Origin of the sequence: Pandoraea soli, assembly GCF_902459595.1 — a bacterium.
Taxonomy (GTDB): domain Bacteria; phylum Pseudomonadota; class Gammaproteobacteria; order Burkholderiales; family Burkholderiaceae; genus Pandoraea; species Pandoraea cepalis.
The window spans coordinates 1-21,243 of sequence record NZ_CABPSG010000002.1 but is presented as its reverse complement, the minus strand read 5'-3'; the positions used below and the strand labels follow the sequence as shown (position 1 = coordinate 21,243).

Below are 21,243 nucleotides of genomic sequence, written 5' to 3'. Positions count from 1 at the left end.
TTCAATCCTTGGCCAGAGCCGCGCACACGCGCGCCACTTGTTCGGTGGCGTCCGGCTTGGCGAGCGCCCTGGCTTTCTCTCCCATCGCGAGCAGCGATTCGCGCGTCTGACGGCGCAGCCACTCGGCCAGGGTCTCGACCGACAGCTCGCGCTGGTCGATCAGCGTTGCCGCGCCCTTGTCGGCGAGGAAACGCGCATTGGTTGTCTGATGGTCGTCGACGGCATGCGGGAATGGCACGAACAACGCCGCCACGCCGGCCGCCGCGACTTCGGCCACCGTCATCGCGCCCGCCCGACAGATCACCAGATCCGCCGCCGCGTAAGCCGCGACCATGTCGTCGATGAACGGCACGGCATCGACCGTCACTCCCGCCGCCGCGTAGTTCGCCTGCAGCGTCTGAATATGCTTGACGCCCGCCTGATGCGTGACCTGGGGACGCGCGTCGCGCGCCAGCTTCGCCAGCGCCTTGGGCACGATCTCGTTGAGCACCGTCGCGCCCAGGCTGCCGCCCACCACCAGAATGCGCAGCGGCCCGGTGCGCGCGCGGTAGCGCTCGGCCGGCGGCACCATCTCGTCGAAGTCGGCACGGATCGGATTGCCGACCCATTCGCCGCCGGCGATGGTGTCGGGGAACGCGAGCAACACCTTGTCGGCCACGCGCGCGAGCACCTTGTTCGCCATGCCGGCCACCGAATTCTGCTCGTGCAGCACGAGCGGACGCCCCAGCAGCGACGCCATCATGCCCGCCGGGAACGTGATGTAGCCCCCCATCCCGAGCACCACGTTCGGCTTCACGCGACGGATCGCCCGGAGGCTCTGCCAAAACGCGCGCAGCAGATTGAGCGGCAACAGCACCTTGGTCATCGGACCCTTGCCGCGCAGGCCACCGAACTTCACGAACGCCATCGGAATGTCGTACTTCGGCACGAGCGTCGCTTCCATGCCGGCCGCATTCCCAAGCCACACCACGCGCCACCCCTGCACACGCAGGAAGTTGGCAACCGCGAGCCCCGGGAAGACGTGACCGCCCGTGCCGCCGGCCATGACCAGCAGCGTGCGCGTCTTCGTTTCCGGGGCCGGCATCGCGGTGGCGCGCTCGGTCATACCTTTCCTCCCCGCATCAACACGCGGTTCTCGTAATCGACCCGCAGCAGAATCGCCACGGCCACACAGTTGAGCAAGATGCCCGAGCCGCCGTAGCTGACCAGCGGCAGCGTGAGACCCTTGGTCGGCAGCAGGCCCAGATTCACGCCCATGTTGATGAAGGTCTGCGATGCGAGCCACACGCCCACGCCCTTCGCGAGCAAGCCGGCGAACGTGCGTTCGAGCGCCAGTGCCTGGCGCCCGATCTCGAACGCGCGGCGCACCATCCAGTAAAAGAGCAGAATGACGATCAGCACGCCCACGAAGCCGAACTCTTCGCCGATCACCGCGAGGATGAAGTCGGTGTGCGCTTCGGGCAGGTAGTGCAGTTTCTCGATGCTCCCGCCCAGCCCCACGCCAGTCCATTCACCGCGTCCGAACGCGATGAGCGAATGCGTAAGCTGGTAAGCCTTGCCCAGCGCGTAGTCCTCGCGCCACGGATCGAGATACGCGAAAATCCGCTCGCGACGCCATGGCGACAACCAGATCAGCATGGAGAACGTGCCTACGGCCGTGAGCGCCAGCCCGCCGAACAGGCGACCGTTCACCCCGCCGAGGAACAGCACGCCCATCGCGATGGCCGCGACCACCATGAAGGCGCCCATGTCCGGCTCGAGCAGCAGCAACATGCCGACGAACACAACGGCGATGCCCATCGGCAAGAAGCCCTTGCGGAAACTCTGCATGAATTCCTGCTTGCGAACGGTGTAGTTCGCGGCGTACAGCGTGACCGCGAGCTTCATGATTTCCGACGGCTGCATATTGAGCACGCCGAACGGAATCCAGCGCTTCGAACCGTTCACGCCCTTGCCCAGGTGCGGGATCAGCACGATCACGAGCAACATCAGCGCCAGCAGGAAGACCTTGGGCGCGAGCTTGTCGAGTGTCTTGACCGGAATACGCAGCGTAATGAGGGCCGCGACCAGTCCGATCGTCAGCGAGACAATGTGACGCACGAGAAAGTGGTAGGTCGTGTATCCGCTGTACTTGGGCGAGTCCGGCAGCGCGACCGATGCCGAGTACACCATCACCAGCCCCAGCGACAGCAGCGAAATCACCACCCAGACGAGCGCGTGATCGTATTCGAGCATGCGCGAGCGGGTCGGCTTGATGCTGCCGAGCGTACGGCTCGCGGCATGCGTCGCGGCGCCCGGAGCGGCCGCCGCACCTGCCCCGGCGAAGCCGGCCTGACGCTTCTTGCTGAAGAACGACTTGATACGGTTCATAGCATCACCCCCGCGTCGGCGGCCAGATCAACCACGGTGTCGCGAAACACTTGCGCGCGATGCTCGTAGTTGCGGAACATGTCGAAGCTCGCGCAGGCCGGCGAGAGCAGCACCGCGTCGCCCGGCTGGGCCAGCTTCGCAGCGTCTCGCGTGGCGGCTTCGAGCGTCGGGGCATCGATCAGATCGACGCCCGTGTCGGCCAGCGCTTCGCGCAGCCGCGGCGCGTCGCGGCCGATCAGCAACACGGCGCGCGCGTGATGCGCCACGGGGTTGGCCAGCGGCGAGAAGTCCTGCCCCTTGCCGTCGCCGCCGACGATCAGCAGCAACGTCTTTTGCAGGCCGTTGATGGCCGCGACCGTCGCGCCCACGTTGGTGCCCTTGCTGTCGTCGTAATACTCGACTTCGTTGATCGCGCCGACGAGCTGCACGCGATGCGGCTCGCCCGGATATTCGCGCAAGCCGTGCAAGAGCTTGGCCATCGGCAGGTCGATGGCGCGCGTGAGCGCGAGCGCCGCCAGCGCGTTGGCGGCATTGTGCTGACCTCGGATGCGCAGCGCGTCGGCGGGCATGAGGCGTTTGCCGATCACCTCGACCGCAGCCTCCACGGCACCGGCCTTGCGGCGCTTCGGCGCCGGCGGGGCGTCGTCGCGCGAGAAGCCCTCGACCAGCCACGACATGCCGCCCTCCATCTCCAGTCCGAAGTCGCCCACGGCCTCGGGCTTGCCGGTGCCGAAGGTCACGACATTGGCCTCGGGCGTGGCGAAGCCCATCACGCGAGCATCGTCGCGGTTGAGCACGCGAACGGTCTGCGGGCCGAAAATGCGCGCCTTGGCATTGGCATAGGCGTCCATATCGCCATGCCAGTCCAGATGGTCCTGCGTGATATTGAGAATCGCGGCCGCATCGGGCGCAAGCGAATGCGTGGCCTCGAGCTGAAAGCTGGAAAGTTCGAGCACCCAGACATCGGGCAATGTGGCGTCGGCAATGCATTCGCTCAGACGGTCGAGCGCCGTCGGGCTGATATTGCCCGCGACCGCCGTGCGCTTGCCGGCGCGACGGCACAGCAGCCCCGTCAGACTCGTTGTCGTCGTCTTGCCGTTCGTGCCGGTTATGGCCAGCACCTTGGGCGCGTAGCCGCTCGTCGCGTGCATGTGGCGCAGCGCCTGCGCGAAAAATTCGATCTCGCCCCACACCGGAATGCCGCGCTCGGCCGCCACCGTCAACAGCGCCGCCACATCGGCGGCGAGCGGCGAGAGGCCTGGGCTGATACCGATCAGCTCGATGTCGGCGAGCAACGCGTCGACCTGAGCCCCGAATGCACCGCCGACGAACTCGGCCTGCGCAGCGTCGGCACGCAAGGTAAGAACATTCGGCGGTGTCTCCGACGACGCAAAGCGCGTGTCGGCCGCGCGCACACGGCAGCCGTAACGCGCGCACCAACGTGCCATCGCCAGGCCGGACTCTCCCAGACCCAGGATCAGGACACGCGGTTGCCAGGATTCACCAAACTTCTCGCCGAACACGTCGCTCTTTCCCTTTTATCGATTCAAACCACCGACGAATGCATCGCCTCAACGACACCGATATTCCGCTATCGGCACGAGCGACCTAACCTTGAGTCCGCTTTGCGAAAAGGCGACATTGTCATTTCACAAGGTCGCCGTTCCGCAGGCCTTGGCCTCGTCAGCGCAGCTTCAGCGTCGACAGACCGATCAGCACCAGCATCAACGTGATGATCCAGAAGCGAACCACCACCTGCGTTTCCTTCCATCCCGACAATTCGAAGTGGTGGTGCAGCGGCGCCATCTTGAAGATGCGTCGCCCTTCCCCGAAGCGCCGTTTCGTGTACTTGAACCACGTCACCTGCAACATCACCGACAACGTCTCCACCACGAACACGCCCCCCATCACGAAGAGCACGACTTCCTGACGCACGATCACGGCCACCGTGCCGAGCGCACCGCCGAGCGCCAGTGCCCCCACGTCGCCCATGAACACCTGGGCCGGGTGTGTGTTGAACCAGAGGAACGCAAGCCCCGCGCCCGACATCGCAGAACAGAACACGAGCAATTCGCCCGCGCCGGGAATGTGCGGAAACAGCAGGTATTTCGAGTACACGACGTTACCCATCACATACGCGAACACGCCGAGGGCCGCGCCGACCAGCACAACCGGCATGATGACGAGACCGTCGAGACCGTCGGTGAGGTTCACCGCGTTGGACGAGCCGACGATGACGAAGTACGTAAGCGCAATGAAACCGAACACGCCCAGCGGATAGCTCATCGTCTTGAAGAACGGCACGATGAAGTCGGCCTTCGGGGGCAGATCGAGCGGGAAGCCGTTACGCACCCAGCTGATGAACAGCTCGAAGACCTTCAGATTGCTCGTCTCCGACACGGAGAACGCCAGATAGATCGCCGCGAACAGGCCGATGATCGATTGCCAGAAGTACTTCTCGCGCGACGACATGCCGCGGGGGTCCTTGTAGACGACCTTCCGGTAATCGTCGATCCAGCCGATGATGCCGAAGCCCAGCGTGACCGTCAGTACGATCCAGATGAAGCGGTTGCTCAGGTCCGCCCACAGCAGCGTGGCGACCGTGATGCCGATGAGAATCAGCACACCGCCCATCGTGGGCGTGCCCGACTTCACAAGGTGAGTCTGCGGGCCATCGGTACGCACCGCCTGGCCCACCTTCATTTCGGCGAGCTTGCGGATGACCATCGGCCCGAACGCGAGGCCGATCACCAGCGCCGTGAGGCTTGCCATCACGGCCCGAAACGTCAGGTAGTTGAACACGCGCAAATAGCTCGCATCCGCTTGCAGCCATTGCGCCAACGTCAGCAACATTCCATCAATCCTTTATCACTTGGCAGGGGCGTTGCCGCCCCCGCTTTCACTCGTCGCGCGCAACTGCTCAAGCACGCGCTCCATCCGCATGAAGCGGCTTCCCTTGACCAATATCGTGGCCGGCGCGCTCAACGTGGCATTCAGCTCGGCCACGAGCGGCGCCACATCCGTCACGTCGGAAAAATGCTCGCCGCCGTCGCCGAAGGCCGCGACACTGGCTGTCGTCTGCTCGCCCATCGCGAGCAAACGATCGATACCGCGCTGGGCGGCATACTCGCCCACCTCGCGATGAAACGCCGGTCCGTTGTCGCCGACTTCGCCCATGTCGCCGAGCACCAGCACCCGTGGGGCCGGCGTCTGCGCCAGAACGTCGATTGCGGCGCGGACCGAATCGGGGTTCGCATTATAGGTGTCATCGATCAATGTGACACCCGCGAGCGGGCCCTTGGAGAGCGTTGACACCTGGAGACGGCCTTTGACGGCGGAAAACCCTTCGAGTGCCCGTACGATCGAGCCAATGTCGACATGCGCGCCCAACGCACAGGCAATCGCAGCCAACGCATTGCGCGCGTTGTGCTCACCGAGCAGCGGCAATGCAAGCGAAAACTCACCGGCGGGCGACGCCACACGCAGTACGCGCGTGGCGACGTCGTAGCGTCCGGAGACAGCGGCGCGGCCATCGAGCGCGAAGTCGAGCACACGGCGCTTGCCGGCGATCTCGCGCCACATCGGCGCAAATTCGCTCTCCGCCGGAAACACGGCAACCCCGTCGTGGGGCAGCGCTGCCAGCACGGCTGAATGCTCTTCAGCGACCGCGGCCACGCTCACCATGAACTCTTGATGTTCTCGCTGCGCGTTGTTGATGACGGCCACCGTCGGTTGTGCAATCGCCGCGAGGTACGCCGTTTCGCCGGGGTGATTCATGCCCAGCTCGAGCACCGCAAGCTTGTCGCTGTCCTTCAGACGGAACAGCGTGAGCGGCAGGCCAATGTCGTTGTTCAGGTTGCCGGCGGTCGCCAGACGCGCCTCGCCGCCCACCGCCTCGGCAAAGATCGCCGAGATCATTTCCTTGACGGTGGTCTTGCCGTTACTGCCGGTGACGGCGACCACGGGAATCGCAAAGCGGCGGCGCCACGCGGCCGCCAGCTCGCCCAGCGCGACGCGCGTGTCGGGCACGATGAGCGCCGGCGTCGCGAACCCTTCCGGCACGCGCGACGCAACCACCGCGGCAGCCCCTGCGCGCGCCACGTCGGCCAGAAAGTCGTGCGCGTCGAAGCGCTCGCCCCGGATCGCCACGAACAGATCGCCCGGCTGCACCGAGCGACTGTCGGTCACGACGCGCGAGAAGCCGGTCGTGGGTTCGCCCGTCACGCGCGAATCGCTCACAGCGGCTTGCGCATCGCTCAATCGCCACATCATCGTCATTCGCCACCTCCGCGCACGGTGGTCGCACGCGCGGCGAGTGCCAGACGCGCATGTTCCTGGTCGGAGAACGGCCGTTTCTTACCCATAATTTCCTGCGTACTTTCGTGTCCCTTGCCGGCGATAAGCACGACATCGGCGGCTTGCGCTCCGCGCACGGCCTGCAGAATCGCGCTCGCCCGGTCTTCGATACAACGTGCCGCGCCCGGGTGCGCAAGGCCCGCGGCGATTTGCGCGATGATGTCGGCCGGCACTTCCGTGCGAGGGTTGTCGCTCGTGAGCACGACGGCGTCGGCCAGACGCTCCGCCACTGCGCCCATTTGCGGACGTTTGCCCGTATCGCGGTCGCCACCGCAACCGAACACGCAGACGAGTTTGCCGCCACGCGCCGAGGCCACTGGCCGCAGCGCGTCGAGCGTCTTGTCGAGCGCGTCGGGGGTGTGCGCGTAGTCGATGACGACCAGCGGCTGCCCTGGCTGTCCGATTTGCTCCATACGCCCGGACACGGGGGTGAGTGCGGCGAGCCCGGCAATGGCGGTGTCTTGCGGCACACCGGCGGCAAGCGCCGCACCCAGCACGGCGAGCGCGTTGCTCACATTGAATTCGCCGATGAGCGGCACGGTGATCTGCTGGCTGTGATCGCCGAGATGCAGCGTGAAGCGCGTACCTGCAGTGGTCGCGCGGATATCCTCGGCGCGCAGCACAATGTTGCCATGCGCCGACTTCGCGTCGCCATGCAGGCCGTACTCATAGACCGGCGTCTTCCCGGTCAGACGCGCGAGCAGGCGTTGCCCCATCGCGTCGTCGCGATTGATGACCGCAGCCTTCAGGCCCGGCCAGTCGAACAGACGTGTTTTCGCCGCCTCGTACTCGGCCATCGTGCCGTGGTAATCGAGATGGTCTTGCGTCAGATTGGTAAAGACAGCGATGTCGAAGGCCACGCCGTTCACGCGCCCCTGATAGAGACCGTGCGACGACACTTCCATCGCGACCGCCGCCGCGCCCTGCGCCCGCAGGTCGCCCAGGCTGCGCTGCAACTGGACCGCATCGGGCGTGGTGAACCCGGTCACCGTCAGATGGCCGGGAAAGCCGCTGCCCAGCGTGCCGATCACCGCGCTGCGCGTGCCGGCCTTCGACAGCAGTTGTGCGAGCCACTGGCTGCACGATGTCTTGCCGTTCGTGCCGGTCACGCCCAACGTCGTCATGCCGACGCTCGGTTCGCCGCACCAGAGCGCGGCCAGCGGGCCCGCCAGCCAGTCGAGTCGCGGCACGCCGAACGCCGGCACGTTCGCGAGACTGCCCAGCGACGCCGGCCAGGTGAAGTCGCCGCTCTGCCAAAGCACTGCGGCGGCGCCTCGCTCCACGGCGTCGGCGATGAAGCCGCGGCTGTCGGCGCCTTTGACAGCGTACGCGACGAAGACGTCGCCCGACGTCACGCGACGACTGTCGGCCTGCAGTGTTGCACCGGCCGGCACCGTACGGCGTAGCCAGTCCCACGCCTGCGTCAGCGTGGCGCGCTCGGCGGCGTCTGCGATGAGGGCGAGCGTGGCGGGGTTTTGCGGCGTCGGGGTCACGGTGCCCATGGCTCGCTCTCCTCCACCTTGTCGCTCACGACGAGCTTCGTTACCGGCGAATCCGGCACCACATTCAACGCGCGCAATGTGCCGCCCACGATCGCCGAGAACGCCGGACCGGCGGCCACGCCGCCGTAGTGCGACCCGCGCCCCGGTTCGTCGAGCGTCACGGCTACGATGATGCGCGGTTCGGACATCGGCGCCATGCCAACGAACGACGCGCGATACTTGCTCTTGTCGTATCCCTTGCCCGACTGCTTGTACGCCGTGCCGGTCTTGCCACCGACGCGATAACCGATCACTTGCGCCCGCGTGGCGGTACCGCCGGGCGACGTCACCATTTCCAGCATCTTGCGCACTTCGCGGGCCGTCGCGGGAGAAATCACTGGCGTGCCCTTCACGACGCTGCCATCTGTCTTGTAGATGGAGATCGGCAGCAGCTCGCCGTCATGCGCGAACACGGTATAGGCACGCGCCAGTTGAATCAGCGACGCCGACAGGCCATAGCCGTAGCCCATCGTTGCCTGCTCGATCGGACGCCAGCTCTTGGCCGGACGCAAACGTCCCGCCACCGCACCGGGGAAACCGATCTTCGGCGCTTGACCGAGGCCAACGCTCGTGAACATGTCCCACATTTCCTGCGGCTTCATCTGCAGCGCGATCTTGGCCGTGCCGATGTTGCTGGACTTCTGGATGACGCCCGCCACGGTAAGCAGACCGTAGTCGTGCGTGTCCGTGATGTTCGCGCCGAAGAAGTTGGCCCGGCCGGTCGTCATCACCGTCGACGTCGGCGTCACGTGCCCATTTTCGAGGGCGGCGGCAATGGTGATCGGCTTCATGATCGAGCCCGGCTCGAACGTGTCGGTCATCACCCGGTTGCGCAACTGCGCGCCGGTCAGGTTGGTGCGGTTGTTCGGGTTGTATGTCGGCAGGTTCGCGAGCGCCAGCACTTCCCCCGTGCGCACATCGAGCACCACGGCGCTGCCGGCCTTCGCGCCGGTGCGCTCGATGGCGTCTTTCAGTTCGCTGTAGGCGAGGAACTGGATCTTGCTGTCGATCGAGAGCGTGATGTCATGGCCGTCGCGCGGCTGCGCCAGGATGTCGACGCCCTCGACCACCCGGCCGAGACGATCCTTGATGACGCGACGGCTTCCCGGCGTGGCGGCCAGATCCTTCTGCATCGACAGTTCCACGCCTTCCTGCCCGATATCTTCCACGTTCGTGAAGCCGACCACGTGGGCCGCAATCTCGCCTTCCGGATAGAAGCGCTTGTATTCCTTGCGTTGGTACACGCCCGGGATGTCCAGATCGGCGACCTGCTTGGCCACGTCCGGCAACACCTGGCGCTTCACGTAGACGAAGCTCTTTTCCTGATTCAGCTTCCGGCGCAGATCCGGCTCGCCCATCTCGAGCAGACGCGCGAGCTGGCGCACCTGTTGCGTCGAGATATCGTCGGGCACGTCTTCGGGAATGGCCCAGATGGCCTTGACGGGCAGACTGGTGGCAAGCACCTGTCCGTTACGGTCGAACACTTTGCCGCGCGTGGCGGACATCTCCAGTGTGCGTTCGTAACGGCTCTCACCCTGGCGCTGATAGAAGGCGTTGCCCGGGCCCTGAATCCAGAAGGCGCGCGCGACCAGCGATCCGAATGCGCCGAAAATCACGAAGACGAGCATCTTCGAGCGCCACATCGGCAGACGCACGGACAGAACCGGGCTGGCAGAGAACTGCACATCCTTGGTCTTGGCCTTGGCGTCCTTGCGACGAATCATCGCTTGCCTCCGCTCTCGGGCGCGGACGCGGCACTCGCGCTCGGCACCGGCACGTCGACCATCGCGCCGGCGCTACCGGCCGGTGCGGACAGATATTGCGTGCGTCCGGGCGAGACGGCCTGCATTTTCAGGTCGTTGCGTGCAACGCTTTCGATGCGGGCGCTCTTGCTTTGTGAGCTCTGTTCGTACTGGAGGCGATCCCAGTCCTGCAACAATTGATGCTCGAGCGCCTGCTCGCGATTGAGCTCGACGAACGTACCGCGCGCCCGATACTGGGCATTGATCAGCGACAGCGCGCAGCCGATGAGCAACACGAGCAGAAGCGCATTGAGCCGGCTCATGTCGACACCCGCTCCATGACCCGCATGATCGCCGAGCGCGAACGCGGGTTCGCCTCCACCTCGGCGGCGGACGGCTTGATCTTGCGGCTGGCCTTGAACGGCGGCTCGGGGATTTCGTGGGCGCGCAAGGGCACGCGGCGATCCACCACCGGCGCACTCGAGCGCGCTTGCATGAAGCGCTTCACGATGCGGTCTTCCAGCGAATGAAAGCTGATCGCCACGAGTCTGCCTCCCGGTTCGAGGACATCGGCCGCTACGTCGAGGGCTATCTGCAAGTCCGCAAGCTCTTGATTGACGTGAATCCGTAGAGCCTGAAAGGTGCGTGTTGCCGGGTCCTTGCCCTTCTCACGGGTCTTGACGGCGCCCGCCACGATCTCGGCAAGCTCGCGTGTGCTGACGAGTGGACCGAGGCGATCGGCGTTTGCCCGGCGAGCAACAAGCGCCTTTGCAATCTGAAAAGCAAACCGTTCTTCCCCATAGTCCTTGATGACCTCCGTCATGTCTTCCAGCGTTGCCCGGGCCAGCCAATCGGCGGCCGACTCACCGCGCGTGGGATCCATGCGCATGTCGAGCGGGCCATCGAAACGAAAACTGAATCCGCGCGCGGGGTCGTCGACCTGCGGTGACGACACGCCCAGATCCAGCAACACCCCCGACACCTTGTCGATACCGCGCCGGGCCAATGCCTCGCGCAACGTCGCAAAGCTGTCGTGTTCAATCGAAAATCGCGGATCGGCAATTTTTGCCGCCTCCGCGATCGCTTGGGGATCCTTGTCGAACGCGATCAGCCTCCCCTTGGCGCCCAGCCGCTCAAGAAGCCTGCGACTGTGCCCGCCGCGGCCGAAGGTGCCGTCGACGTAGACGCCGTCGTCGCGCCACAGCAAGGCATCCACGGCCTCCTCAAGCAGGACCGTGCGGTGCTGCATAACCGTTTCCACCGCGTGCGTCATGCTCGTCGGACCACCTGATCTGTCAAAAAGTGAAGTTTTTCAGTGCATCCGGCATGCCTTGCGCCATCGCCGCCTGTTCCTTGGCGGCGTACGTCGCGGCATCCCAGAGTTCAAAGTGACTGCCCATGCCCAGCAGCATGACTTCCTTGTCCATGCCCGCGGCCGCGCGCAACTCGGGCGCCACCAGGACACGCCCCGCCGAATCCATCTCGACGTCGGCAGCGTTGCCCAGGAAGATGCGTCGCCACCAGTGCGCGTCCATCGGCAGTGCGGCGATCTTGCCGCGGAAGATTTCCCATTCGGGACGCGGGAACAGCAGCAGACATCCGTCGGGGTGCTTGGTGATCGTCACCTTGCCTTGCGCGTCGCCTTGCAGCACGTCACGATGCCGGGCCGGAATCGACATCCGTCCCTTCGCATCCAGTGAAAGTGCCGAGGCTCCCTGAAACACGTGCGCTCCCGTGAGGTTTCGTCCGCCTGCCCGTCATGCCGAAAGAGAAAGATTTTGTGCCCTACACCACACAAAAATACACTTTCTCACACTATTTCCCACTTTAGAGGAGAGTGTTTGGGCGGTCAAGCGTTTCACCCGAATTTCGGAGGGAATTTGTCAGACAGAACAATGACTTAGCTCACTTTCCTAAAGCCGGAAAACGGAATTTTGTCAGGAAAATTAAAGACATAACTGCGATAGTGAATGTGGAACCTCAAACTTTAGACGCCGCCTTGCGGGAGGCCCGCCAGCACTATCGCTACCGCGTAGTGCGCGCTTACGCCGAGCCAGGGCGCGGCAATTGCCGGCCGGCACGCGTCACACAAGGGGAAGATCGACACGAAAGGTGGGGGTCAGTCGAGGAAACGCGTCAGACGCTCTATATATGGTAGGCGGTCGTCGTCATGACTTTGGCAGCGGCGCGCATCACACGCTGCACGGGGGCCGGCAGCTCGATCCCGCCGGCGTCGCGCGCCGCCTGACCGTGCTCGATCTCGTCCCGGCGCATCTGGTCGACGATGGCGCGCGAGCGCAGGTCGTGCGGTGGCAAGTCGTTGAGGTGGCTATCAAGATGGTGCTCGACCTGACGCTCCGTCTCCGACACGAAGCCCAGGCTGACTTTGTCGCCGCACTTGCCCGCCACGAAGCCGATGGCAAACGCGCCGGCGTACCAAAGCGGGTTGAGCAGGCTCGGGCGCGAGCCGAGTTCCGAGAGACGGTGCGCCGTCCAGGCGAGGTGATCTTCTTCCTCCTTGCCGGCGTGCTCGAAGGCGGAGCGCAACTCCGGACGTGTTGTCGCCAGCTTCTGTGCCTGATAAAGCGCCTGCGCGCAAACCTCTCCCACGTGATTCACGCGCATGAGACCCGCAACGTGCCGCCGCTCTTGCGGCGTCAACGCGTCGTCGCCGATCGGTGCGTCACTCAATATAGAAGAGAGGGAAGCATCGACAGCAGGTGTCGGGCGGGAGGCTTGCGTAACGCCGGCGATCGCTCGCAGGCCGCGGTCAAGTTCGGAGATCAGGTTGTCGGAAAACATCGTACTTTCAACTCACTTCAATTTTTCACCATGTGGGACGTCAGACGATTGCATCACGCCCTTCACGGATGATACGCGCCTTTGTCCGGCGTGCCTTGCGCGGGTGCAAACGCATGAAAGCCCCGCTGGACGCCGGTTTGCGGGCTGTTGCGTAAACGAAACAAAGGACGCCGCAAACCCGCGCAAAACGGGCCTTTTCCTTTGCCGCCCACAGTGAATTTGTTACATTACGTCCAACTTCTCGCGAAGTTGATTAGCAAGGACGTTATCACTAGTGACCTTGTTAAACAAATCTCACAATCCTTTGGAGATCACTCAATGAAAAAGTCGCTTCTCGCTCTGGGTGTGCTCGGCGCATTCGCTGGCGCTGCTCACGCTCAAAGCAGCGTGACCCTGTACGGTATCATCGACGGTGGCTTCACGTACGTGAACAAGACGGGCGGCAACGTTGCCGGCACCGCCAACACCTCCAAGAACATCTCGCTGAACAGCGGTAACCTGCAAGGTTCGCGTTGGGGCCTGAAGGGCGCTGAAGATCTGGGCGGTGGCCTGAAGGCGATCTTCGTGTTGGAAAGCGGCTTCAACGTCAACAACGGCATGTCGGCACAAGGCGGTCGCCTGTTCGGTCGTCAAGCTTACGTTGGCCTGAGCAGCGCAACGGCTGGCACGGTGTCGATCGGTCGTCAGTACGACTCCGTGGTTGACTTCGTTGGCCCGTTCGCTTCGGGTAGCCAATGGGCAACGTATTCGGGCGCTCACCCGTTCGATAACGACAACCTGAACAACTCGTTCCGCGTCAACAACTCGATCAAGTACACGACCGCCAACTACAACGGCTTCAGCGCTGGCGCTCTGTACGGCTTCTCGAACTCGGCCAACAATGGTTCGACGGGCACGGGCTTCGCGAACAACCGTGCATGGTCGGTTGGTATGGGCTACGCCAACGGTCCGTTGACCTTGGGCGCTGGCTACTTGTATCTCGGCGCACCGGGCAGCAACTCGAGCGGCGTGCTGCTGAGCGGCGACCAGAACACGGCGATGTCGGCTGGCGGCACGAGCGACAAGGCATACATTGCTTCGGCAGGCGGTTCGTACGCCTTCGGTCCGGCTACGGTCGGCCTGGTGTACAGCCACAGCAAGTATGACTACATCGGCGGCGGCAGCTGGAAGTTCGACAACGTCGAACTGAACGGCAAGTACATGCTGACCCCGGCTCTGCAACTGGGCCTGGCTTACACGTACACCTGGACGAAGCTGGCATCGGGCACGACCGACCTGTCGCCGAAGTACCACCAAGTCAACCTGGGCGTCGACTACTTCCTGTCGAAGCGCACGGACACGTACCTGGTTGGTCTGTGGCAACACGCCAACAACGATGCTCCTGGCGGCGCTTCGATGAACGGCCAAGGCTTTGCACAAAGCACGAACCAGTTCGCCGTTACGGCTGGTATTCGTCACAAGTTCTAAGCTGACAGCTTCTGTCACTTAGGCTTTGACGAGAGGGCACCTTCGGGTGCCCTTTTTTTATGGTGCCCGCGAAGAAGCAATTGCCGTCAGTGGCCGCTTGCCGCTTGCCGCTTGCCGCTTGCCGCTTGCCGCTTGCCGCTTGCCGCTTGCCGCTTGCCGCTTGCCGCTTGCCAGCATAGGGTACGCCGAGACTTCGTGACGATCCCAGCTTGACCGAGGGTTTATTTCAAACCTAAAATTTCCATACTGTAAATTTCACCTTGCCCAACATGAGCCTCGCCGACGCCGACTCTCTCGATCTCGAAACCCGAGCCCACGATCGCGAGCACGATGCCCTGCGGCTATGGCTGCGGCTCCTCACTTGCGCCAATATGATCGAGACGGACATCCGATCGCGCTTGCGCCAGGAGTTCGATTGCACGCTGCCTCGCTTCGATCTGCTCGCGCAACTCGACCGACATCCCGAGGGGCTGAAGATGGGGGAGCTTAGCAAGCGGATGATGGTCACCGGCGGAAACGTCACAGGCATTACCGATCAGTTGGAGAAGGAGGGATGGGTTACGCGGCAGACGGTCGCCAACGACCGGCGCGCCTTTCTGATCAAGCTCACGCCACGCGGCAAAAAGGCGTTCTCCGATATGGCTCGTGCTCATGAGCAGTGGATCGAGCAGCGCCTGGGAAGGCTGCCGGAAGACAGGCAGAAGCAGCTTTATGCCCTGCTGGGCGACCTGAAGTCGGTGATTGCCTGAGGGGTACGAGGCGCCGTGTTCCATCCGAAACGGCTATACCTACGCTCACTTTAGATCCGAGATCTCCAACATTCGACCTGCGCCGCGTTGACGCGCAAGGCTCGGCATCGCCCTTCGCCCTTCGCCCTTCGCCCTTCGCCCTTCGACCTTCGACCGTCGGATTCAGGTTCGGCAGGGTTTCTCAGCCAGACTAGCGCCGCGCCTGCATCGGCTTGTCGAGTAAGTCGCGCGCAGCCGCCGCCGCCGGGGTGTTGTCTAGCGCGGTGAGCGCCGCGATGCGCTCAGCCTCTGGCCGCTTCGATAAGCTTTTGACAGCCGCGTAAAAGGCAGGCAAGTGGTCGTGCTCCTCTGCCAATAACGCCATGAACGCCGGCACCCACTGGTTATACGTCGCGAACGATCCGATCTTGGCGTTATTCAGGTGGGACGCAAACCAAAGGTCAAACCCCTTGTACCCGCCCCAGGACGCCTTCAACCGCTCGTAGTCAGCACGCATGCTGGCGAACAGCGCGTCCTTGGTCGCGATTTTTTGCGCGTCCGTTTCCGAGCCGTCGTACAGGGTTTCCAAGCGCTTGCGATAACCATCCACCAAGTGACGGAACTGGCGTCGGTGCGCGTCGTATCGCTCATATTCCATTGCTGCGTCGGGGTGCGCCGTCAACCAGCGCCGTACGCCCACGGTTTCCACCGTCACGGCGAAAGACTCGTTGAATGCCGTATCGCCCCGAACGAATAGAATCTGATGCGCGAGTTCGTGGAAAATCATCCGCGCCACTTCCGCGCGTGGAAGATAGATGAAAGTGTTGAGCAGCGGATCGTCGAAATAGCCCAGCGTCGAATAGGCCGGAATCCCCGCGACGAATGTCTCCCAGCCATCTCGGTGCAACTCGGCCGCATAAGCCTCGGCGGATTCGCGAGAGTAATAGCCCCGATACTCGACGCATCCGACGACCAGCAGGCAGGACTCGCGAAGCTTCAGCGATAACGCGGGCGCGGCGAAGACGTTGTAGACGACGAACGGTCGCTTGAGGTCCGCATAGCTACGATAACTCCCGTTGTCCGGCTCACTGAGCGCGGACACGGCATAGCTTCGGATTTGCTCGGCTTCTATCAACCGCGTGCGCAAATGCGGAGCAACCGATGGGTCGGCAACCAGATCGGACACCGGCTGCGCCTGATGCAACACGGTGAAGTGCCCGTTAATCGACTGCGCGTAGTAGCCAACCTGGCCGCATCCGGCAAGACCGAACAGTAGCGCCCAGCCGGCGGCTAACCCCACGGCGGCGCGCAACGTCGAACGCCGATATGCGGAGAGTCCCGGGAACAGTGTGGGCATCGCAGCAGGGTCAGACATCACAGGCTCCTCGGCGTCAGCTCGGCATCGGCAGGCGTGACGGCCGGTCTTATGCCGGCGCGACTTCGACCAGACAATCGTAGAACGTTGGCGCCCGTCCCAGATCGGTGAGCTGCTGGCTGGTGACCTCGTTGGCATTCTTGCCGTCCGGGGCGAGTTTCTTCCACCAGATGGACAGACCCACCACGACGCCTTCACGCGCCTTCTCCGTCACCCGAGCCTTTGCGCTCAAGATGCCTCGATCATTGAAGATTCGCACATCGCCGCCATTCTCAATGCCTCGCGGCGCGGCATCTGAGGGATGAATATCGAGCGTCGGCTCTCCCACCGAGGCACGCAGGCTATCGACATTCACGAAGCTCGAATTCAGGAAGTGACGGGCTGGCGGTGAAATCATTGCCAGGGGATAGCGTGCCGCCAGATCCGGATTGCTCGCCACCGATTCGTACGGCGGCACCCAGTCGGGTAGCGGATCGAAACCTTCCTGCAGCATGCGCTCGGAATAAAACTCACACTTGCCCGACGGCGTGTAGAACTGCCCGTTCGCAAAAGGCGCGTCCGGCAGATCGTATCGGATCCACCCATTACGCTTGAGGGTCTCCCAGTCCCCCCCTGCCATGCGAGCATCGTCCCAGCGAATGGATTGCGCGGCCAATTGATCGTCGGTATCGGAGAAACAGGCCTCCTGCCATCCCATGCGCCCCGCCAACAGACGAAAGATTTCCGAGTTGGGCTTGGCTTCGCCGAGCGGCGCAATGGCTGGATTGTTCGCCAGCAGATAGGTATGGCCGTAAGCCTTGTGGATATCCAGATGCTCGAGCTGCGTCGTTGCCGGCAGCACGAAGTCCGCATAATCTGCGGTATCGGTCTGGAAATGTTCCAACACCACCGTGAAGAGATCCTCCCGGCCGAAGCCCGCTGCCACCCTTCCCGACTGCGGCGCCACCGCCACTGGATTGCTGTTGTAGACCACCAGCGCCTCGATCTTCGGCCCGAACGAATCGTCGCCCGGATGGCAAAGGGCATCACCGATCGCGCTCATGTTCACCACGCGGGCCGGCTTTTTCTGATGCGGTCGCAGATCGGGCCGTGCCTGTGCCACCGAATCGACGGGTGCGTAACCGGACGTCGACATCAGCAGCCCGCCCGCCGGGTCGCGCCACGCGCCAATCAGCGCCGGCAGGCACGCAACCGCGCGGGTCGCCTGCCCGCCGCCTCTGGCTCGCTGCATGCCGTAGTTCAGTCGGATCGCCGCGGGCTTCGCGTTCGCATACTCCCGCGCCAATGTCGTGATTGTGTCTTCGGGGATACCGCAGATTTCCGCGACGCGAGCCGGCGTGTAACGTCGTACGCGCTCCTTGAGCTGCGCGTAGCCCACCGTGTGTCGCGCAATATATTCGTGATCGACCAGGTCTTCATCGATCAGGACATGCATCATGCCCAATGCCAACGCCGCGTCCGTGCCTGGCAGCAAGGCAATATGCTGATGGCATTTTTCCGCCGTGAGCGAACGATAGGGATCGATGGCGATCAACTTCGCACCGCGACGCTTGGCTTCCTGCGCGATGGCCCAGAAATGCACGCTCGACGTAATCGGATTGCTGCCCCAGATAAGAATCAGCTTGCTGTCGACAAAGTGTTCGACGTGCATGCCGACGCCAGCACCGTATGTGTATCGCAGCCCCGCAGCGCCTGCGCTCGCACAGATCGTGCGATCGAGGTCGGACGCGCCGAGCTTGTTGAAGAACCTTGCAGCCATCGATTCGCCTTGGACGAATCCCATCGTGCCAGCGTAGCTGTACGGGAGAATTGCTTCGGGTTCGCGTGCCGCAATCGCCCCCAGTCGCGTGGCGATCTCGTCAAGCGCCTCATCCCAACTGACTGGCGCAAATTGCCCGCTGCCCTTCGGTCCGACACGCTTGAGCGGATGCAACAAGCGATCCGGATGATAGGTTCGTTCGGTGTATCGAGAGACTTTCGTACACAAGACGCCCTTGGTCGTCGGATGGTCCGGATCGCCCTGGACCTTGATCGCGACGCCATTTTCCACTGTGACGTGCATTGCGCACGTATCGGGACAGTCATGCGGGCATGCGGCCCGAACGACGCGGGTGTTGGTCGTCATGTAACGACTCCTCTCTTTACGAAATTGCCGCGACCGCCAACGGCGCGACGTTGACGATATTGTATTACGTTCCCCCCCGCCTCACCCCGCGGCACGGTCACTTGCGACATTTTCCAGACGTGTCCGGTGCAGCGCTCGGACGTTTCCTACCAAGGTGTCAGACCCGGTCATTAGGGGTAAGATGGACCATTGCGCCACGCAGGAAACCCGAACATGAAGCTCATTCCAGAAATCGACGCCGCTCGCGGCGAAATCCAAACCATCCGACGTGATATTCACGCGCATCCCGAACTGTGCTTCGAAGAGAAGCGCACATCGGATGTGGTGGCGGATACGCTGACCCAATGGGGTATCCCCATTCATCGCGGACTCGGTAAAACCGGCGTCGTCGGCATCATCAAGCAAGGTAGCAGCGACCGCGCGATCGGTCTGCGCGCCGATATGGATGCGCTGCCGATTCGTGAGGCCAATACGTTCGACCACGCGTCGAAGCATGAAGGCAAGATGCACGCCTGCGGTCACGATGGTCACACGGCCATGCTGCTTGCCGCCGCGAAATATCTCCAGACGCATCGCCATTTCGACGGCACCGTCTACCTGATTTTCCAGCCGGCCGAGGAAGGCGGCGGCGGTGCTCGTGAAATGATCAAGGACGGCCTGTTCGAGCGCTTCCCCATGCAGGCAGTGTTCGGCATGCACAACTGGCCGGGCGTGCCGACCGGTACATTCGCCGTGACGCCTGGTCCCATGATGGCCTCGAGCAACGAATTCAAGATCACGCTTCGCGGCAAGGGAACCCATGCGGGCATTCCGAATGCCGGCATCGATCCGGTGATTGCGGCCGTGCAGGTGGCGCAGGCGTTGCAGAGCATCATCACGCGCAACAAGCGGCCGATCGACGCCGCAGTGCTCTCCATTACGCAGATCCATGCAGGCGACACCACGAACGTGGTTCCCGATGTGGCATGGTTGGGCGGCACGGTTCGCACGTTCTCCATTGAAGTCTTGGATCTCATCGAGACCCGTATGCGCGAGATCGCCGAATTCGTGGCCAAGGGGCTTGGCTGCTCGGCGGAAATCGAATTCCTTCGCAACTACCCGCCGACCATCAATGACCCTGGCATGGCAGCGCTTTGTGCCGACGTGATGCGCGAGGTGGTTGGCAACGAAAACGTCAACGACAAGGTGGAGCCCACGATGGGCGCCGAGGACTTCTCGTTCATGCTTCTGGAGAAGCCGGGGGCGTATGTCTTCATCGGAAATGGCGACGGCACCCACCGGGACACGGGCCACGGCCTCGGACCGTGCAACCTGCACAACGCCAGCTATGACTTCAACGACGATCTGCTCCCCCTTGGCGGCACCTACTGGGTCACGCTGGTCGAGACCTATTTTGGACGCCATCCGTAAGCTGCCTGATCCCTGGGTTCGGGCGACAATAAGAAAAGCCGGCAAGTATCACTTGCCGGCTTTTTCGCTTTTGATTCGAACGAGATCGCGCTATTTCGCGGCCGTTGTCGTGGGAACACCATCCGTTTCGAGACGAATGTCACCGTACCATGCGGTGAATTTCGATCGAGTATTGTCACCGTCGCTCATGATTGCAATACCGATCAGACGCCCTGGAGGTTCGCCAAACGCTTTCTCATAATCCCTGGCGATATCGCGAGAATACGTTTGCCATCTTCCAAGGTGCTCGTCACCGCGCTCGACAACGAGGGAGCGAATACGACCGGTATAAGAATTGGTGACGATATCGTCCACCGAGAATTTATCATCGCCCCAGGTGTACATCAGGGTCGCAAACGGTAAGTCGCGACCGCTGACCATACGCGCCAATTCGCGATGCAGTTGATCTTGCATGGTGAGTTTTGCGGGATCGCCATCGAACGCAAGGGCGATGCGTACAGGCGCATCGTCGAATGCCTTCGTGCGAATATCGGCACTCGCGGGGATGGCATCGGCACGCCAGCGCCACGTCAGCTTGGCGCCCGGGTACACCGGGACGTTGAGCTTCTGTGCGATGCCGGACGCGGATCTATCGACCGAGGCGCGAATCACCGCGATGCCTTGGCTGTCGATCGTCTGCTCATAATGGGTGAGCCGTTTGTTGCGGGTGACGAGATATGTCTCCCAGTGCGGCGGCAATCCCTCCGGAGTCACGGCAGCGGAAAGCGGGGCAATGTCACCGCTCTGTACCGTCGAAGTCAACGCCGAGGTGTGTTTCGAAGACGTTCCCTGCGACGTACACCCACCGAGTCCCCAGACAACCATGGTGGTAACAACCCACGCAGCTCCCGCACGCCATCTTGCATGGCGCTTGCTCCGATCCTGATCGACCACCTGTTTCGCTCCCCGAACTTTCGCTAACCCCGAGGCCAGATGCTAAGCGAGAAATGGATATCGATCCAGGCGGAATTTCCCAGAAAAGCAAAAACCCCTTGCTACACGAGTTAGCAAGGGGTTTTTAGGGGGAGCCTGACGATTACCTACTTTCACACGGGTATCCGCACTATCATCGGCGTGGAGTTGTTTCACGGTCCTGTTCGGGATGGGAAGGGGTGGTTCCAACTCGCTATGGTCATCAGGCATAACTTGTATGTTCTGCTGAGCGAGGCTCAACAAAACCAATTCGGAAGAAGCGTAGTACTACGTTTGTAGGGTTGTGAGTTGTATCGGCACACTTCACGACACTCACACCAGGAAAAACACACTGGTTATAGGATCAAGCCTCACG

The 21,243-nt window shown here is 62.8% G+C and carries 17 protein-coding genes and 1 rRNA gene; 3 read left to right on the top strand and 15 right to left on the bottom strand.

Annotated features, from left to right (window positions below):
- Position 1 precedes the first annotated feature (1 nt).
- The 11 genes from murG to coq7 all read right to left on the bottom strand — a co-directional run bounded on the left by murG (position 2) and on the right by coq7 (position 12,811).
- The gene (gene murG / locus PSO31014_RS04045) at positions 2–1,105 is read right to left on the bottom strand and encodes an undecaprenyldiphospho-muramoylpentapeptide beta-N-acetylglucosaminyltransferase (RefSeq protein WP_150550457.1); all 1,104 of its coding nucleotides are present in this window, start codon (positions 1,103–1,105) and stop codon (positions 2–4) included.
- The gene (ftsW, locus tag PSO31014_RS04040) at positions 1,102–2,370 is read right to left on the bottom strand and encodes a putative lipid II flippase FtsW (protein ID WP_150550456.1); all 1,269 of its coding nucleotides are present in this window, start codon (positions 2,368–2,370) and stop codon (positions 1,102–1,104) included. Before ftsW ends, murG begins: the two co-directional genes overlap by 4 nt.
- Complete coding sequence (murD, locus tag PSO31014_RS04035) at positions 2,367–3,893, bottom strand: UDP-N-acetylmuramoyl-L-alanine--D-glutamate ligase (protein WP_150550455.1); 1,527 nt, start codon at positions 3,891–3,893, stop codon at positions 2,367–2,369. The genes ftsW and murD overlap by 4 nt, the downstream gene beginning before the upstream one ends.
- 160 nt (positions 3,894–4,053) lie before the next feature.
- Positions 4,054–5,223 (bottom strand): phospho-N-acetylmuramoyl-pentapeptide-transferase, encoded by a 1,170-nt coding sequence (mraY, locus tag PSO31014_RS04030; RefSeq protein WP_017234757.1) that lies wholly within the window; start codon positions 5,221–5,223, stop codon positions 4,054–4,056.
- A gap of 15 nt (positions 5,224–5,238) precedes the next feature.
- Positions 5,239–6,648, bottom strand: coding sequence for a UDP-N-acetylmuramoyl-tripeptide--D-alanyl-D-alanine ligase (locus PSO31014_RS04025; protein WP_150550454.1), 1,410 nt, complete (start codon positions 6,646–6,648; stop codon positions 5,239–5,241).
- A complete protein-coding gene (locus PSO31014_RS04020; RefSeq protein ID WP_150550453.1) occupies positions 6,645–8,228 on the bottom strand; it encodes a UDP-N-acetylmuramoyl-L-alanyl-D-glutamate--2,6-diaminopimelate ligase in 1,584 nt (527 codons plus the stop codon). The genes PSO31014_RS04025 and PSO31014_RS04020 overlap by 4 nt, the downstream gene beginning before the upstream one ends.
- Complete coding sequence (locus PSO31014_RS04015) at positions 8,216–9,991, bottom strand: peptidoglycan D,D-transpeptidase FtsI family protein (protein WP_150550452.1); 1,776 nt, start codon at positions 9,989–9,991, stop codon at positions 8,216–8,218. Before PSO31014_RS04015 ends, PSO31014_RS04020 begins: the two co-directional genes overlap by 13 nt.
- Positions 9,988–10,332, bottom strand: a complete 345-nt coding sequence (ftsL, locus tag PSO31014_RS04010; protein WP_150550451.1) for a cell division protein FtsL — start codon at positions 10,330–10,332, stop codon at positions 9,988–9,990. Before ftsL ends, PSO31014_RS04015 begins: the two co-directional genes overlap by 4 nt.
- Positions 10,329–11,282, bottom strand: coding sequence for a 16S rRNA (cytosine(1402)-N(4))-methyltransferase RsmH (rsmH, locus tag PSO31014_RS04005; protein ID WP_150550450.1), 954 nt, complete (start codon positions 11,280–11,282; stop codon positions 10,329–10,331). The genes ftsL and rsmH overlap by 4 nt, the downstream gene beginning before the upstream one ends.
- 22 nt (positions 11,283–11,304) lie before the next feature.
- Positions 11,305–11,733 (bottom strand): division/cell wall cluster transcriptional repressor MraZ, encoded by a 429-nt coding sequence (gene mraZ, locus PSO31014_RS04000; protein WP_026132111.1) that lies wholly within the window; start codon positions 11,731–11,733, stop codon positions 11,305–11,307.
- Positions 11,734–12,154: 421 nt separating this feature from the next.
- Positions 12,155–12,811 carry a 2-polyprenyl-3-methyl-6-methoxy-1,4-benzoquinone monooxygenase gene (gene coq7 / locus PSO31014_RS03995; RefSeq protein WP_150550449.1) on the bottom strand — a complete coding sequence of 219 codons (657 nt, stop codon included), beginning with the start codon at positions 12,809–12,811 and terminating at the stop codon, positions 12,155–12,157.
- A gap of 318 nt (positions 12,812–13,129) precedes the next feature.
- On the opposite strand from coq7, the gene PSO31014_RS03990 reads away from it, so the two are divergent.
- Both PSO31014_RS03990 and PSO31014_RS03985 read left to right on the top strand, forming a co-directional pair.
- Complete coding sequence (locus PSO31014_RS03990; RefSeq protein WP_150550448.1) at positions 13,130–14,278, top strand: porin; 1,149 nt, start codon at positions 13,130–13,132, stop codon at positions 14,276–14,278.
- Positions 14,279–14,538: 260 nt separating this feature from the next.
- Positions 14,539–15,027 carry a MarR family winged helix-turn-helix transcriptional regulator gene (locus PSO31014_RS03985; RefSeq protein ID WP_425494846.1) on the top strand — a complete coding sequence of 163 codons (489 nt, stop codon included), beginning with the start codon at positions 14,539–14,541 and terminating at the stop codon, positions 15,025–15,027.
- A 190-nt stretch (positions 15,028–15,217) separates the two neighbouring features.
- On the opposite strand, the gene PSO31014_RS03980 is transcribed toward PSO31014_RS03985, so the two are convergent.
- Positions 15,218–16,363, bottom strand: a complete 1,146-nt coding sequence (locus PSO31014_RS03980) for an aminopeptidase (RefSeq protein WP_150550828.1) — start codon at positions 16,361–16,363, stop codon at positions 15,218–15,220.
- 67 nt (positions 16,364–16,430) lie between these two features.
- A complete protein-coding gene (locus tag PSO31014_RS03975; RefSeq protein ID WP_150550446.1) occupies positions 16,431–18,506 on the bottom strand; it encodes a molybdopterin-containing oxidoreductase family protein in 2,076 nt (691 codons plus the stop codon).
- A gap of 213 nt (positions 18,507–18,719) precedes the next feature.
- Between PSO31014_RS03975 and PSO31014_RS03970 the strand changes: the two genes are divergently transcribed.
- On the top strand, positions 18,720–19,916 hold the full coding sequence (locus PSO31014_RS03970; protein WP_150550445.1) for a M20 aminoacylase family protein: 1,197 nt from the start codon (positions 18,720–18,722) through the stop codon (positions 19,914–19,916).
- Positions 19,917–20,006: 90 nt separating this feature from the next.
- On the opposite strand, the gene PSO31014_RS03965 is transcribed toward PSO31014_RS03970, so the two are convergent.
- Together PSO31014_RS03965 and rrf are read right to left on the bottom strand one after the other, a co-directional pair.
- Complete coding sequence (locus PSO31014_RS03965; protein ID WP_174976381.1) at positions 20,007–20,717, bottom strand: DUF3047 domain-containing protein; 711 nt, start codon at positions 20,715–20,717, stop codon at positions 20,007–20,009.
- A 265-nt stretch (positions 20,718–20,982) separates the two neighbouring features.
- Positions 20,983–21,095: ribosomal RNA gene (gene rrf / locus PSO31014_RS03960) — 5S ribosomal RNA — on the bottom strand.
- Positions 21,096–21,243: the final 148 nt, after the last annotated feature.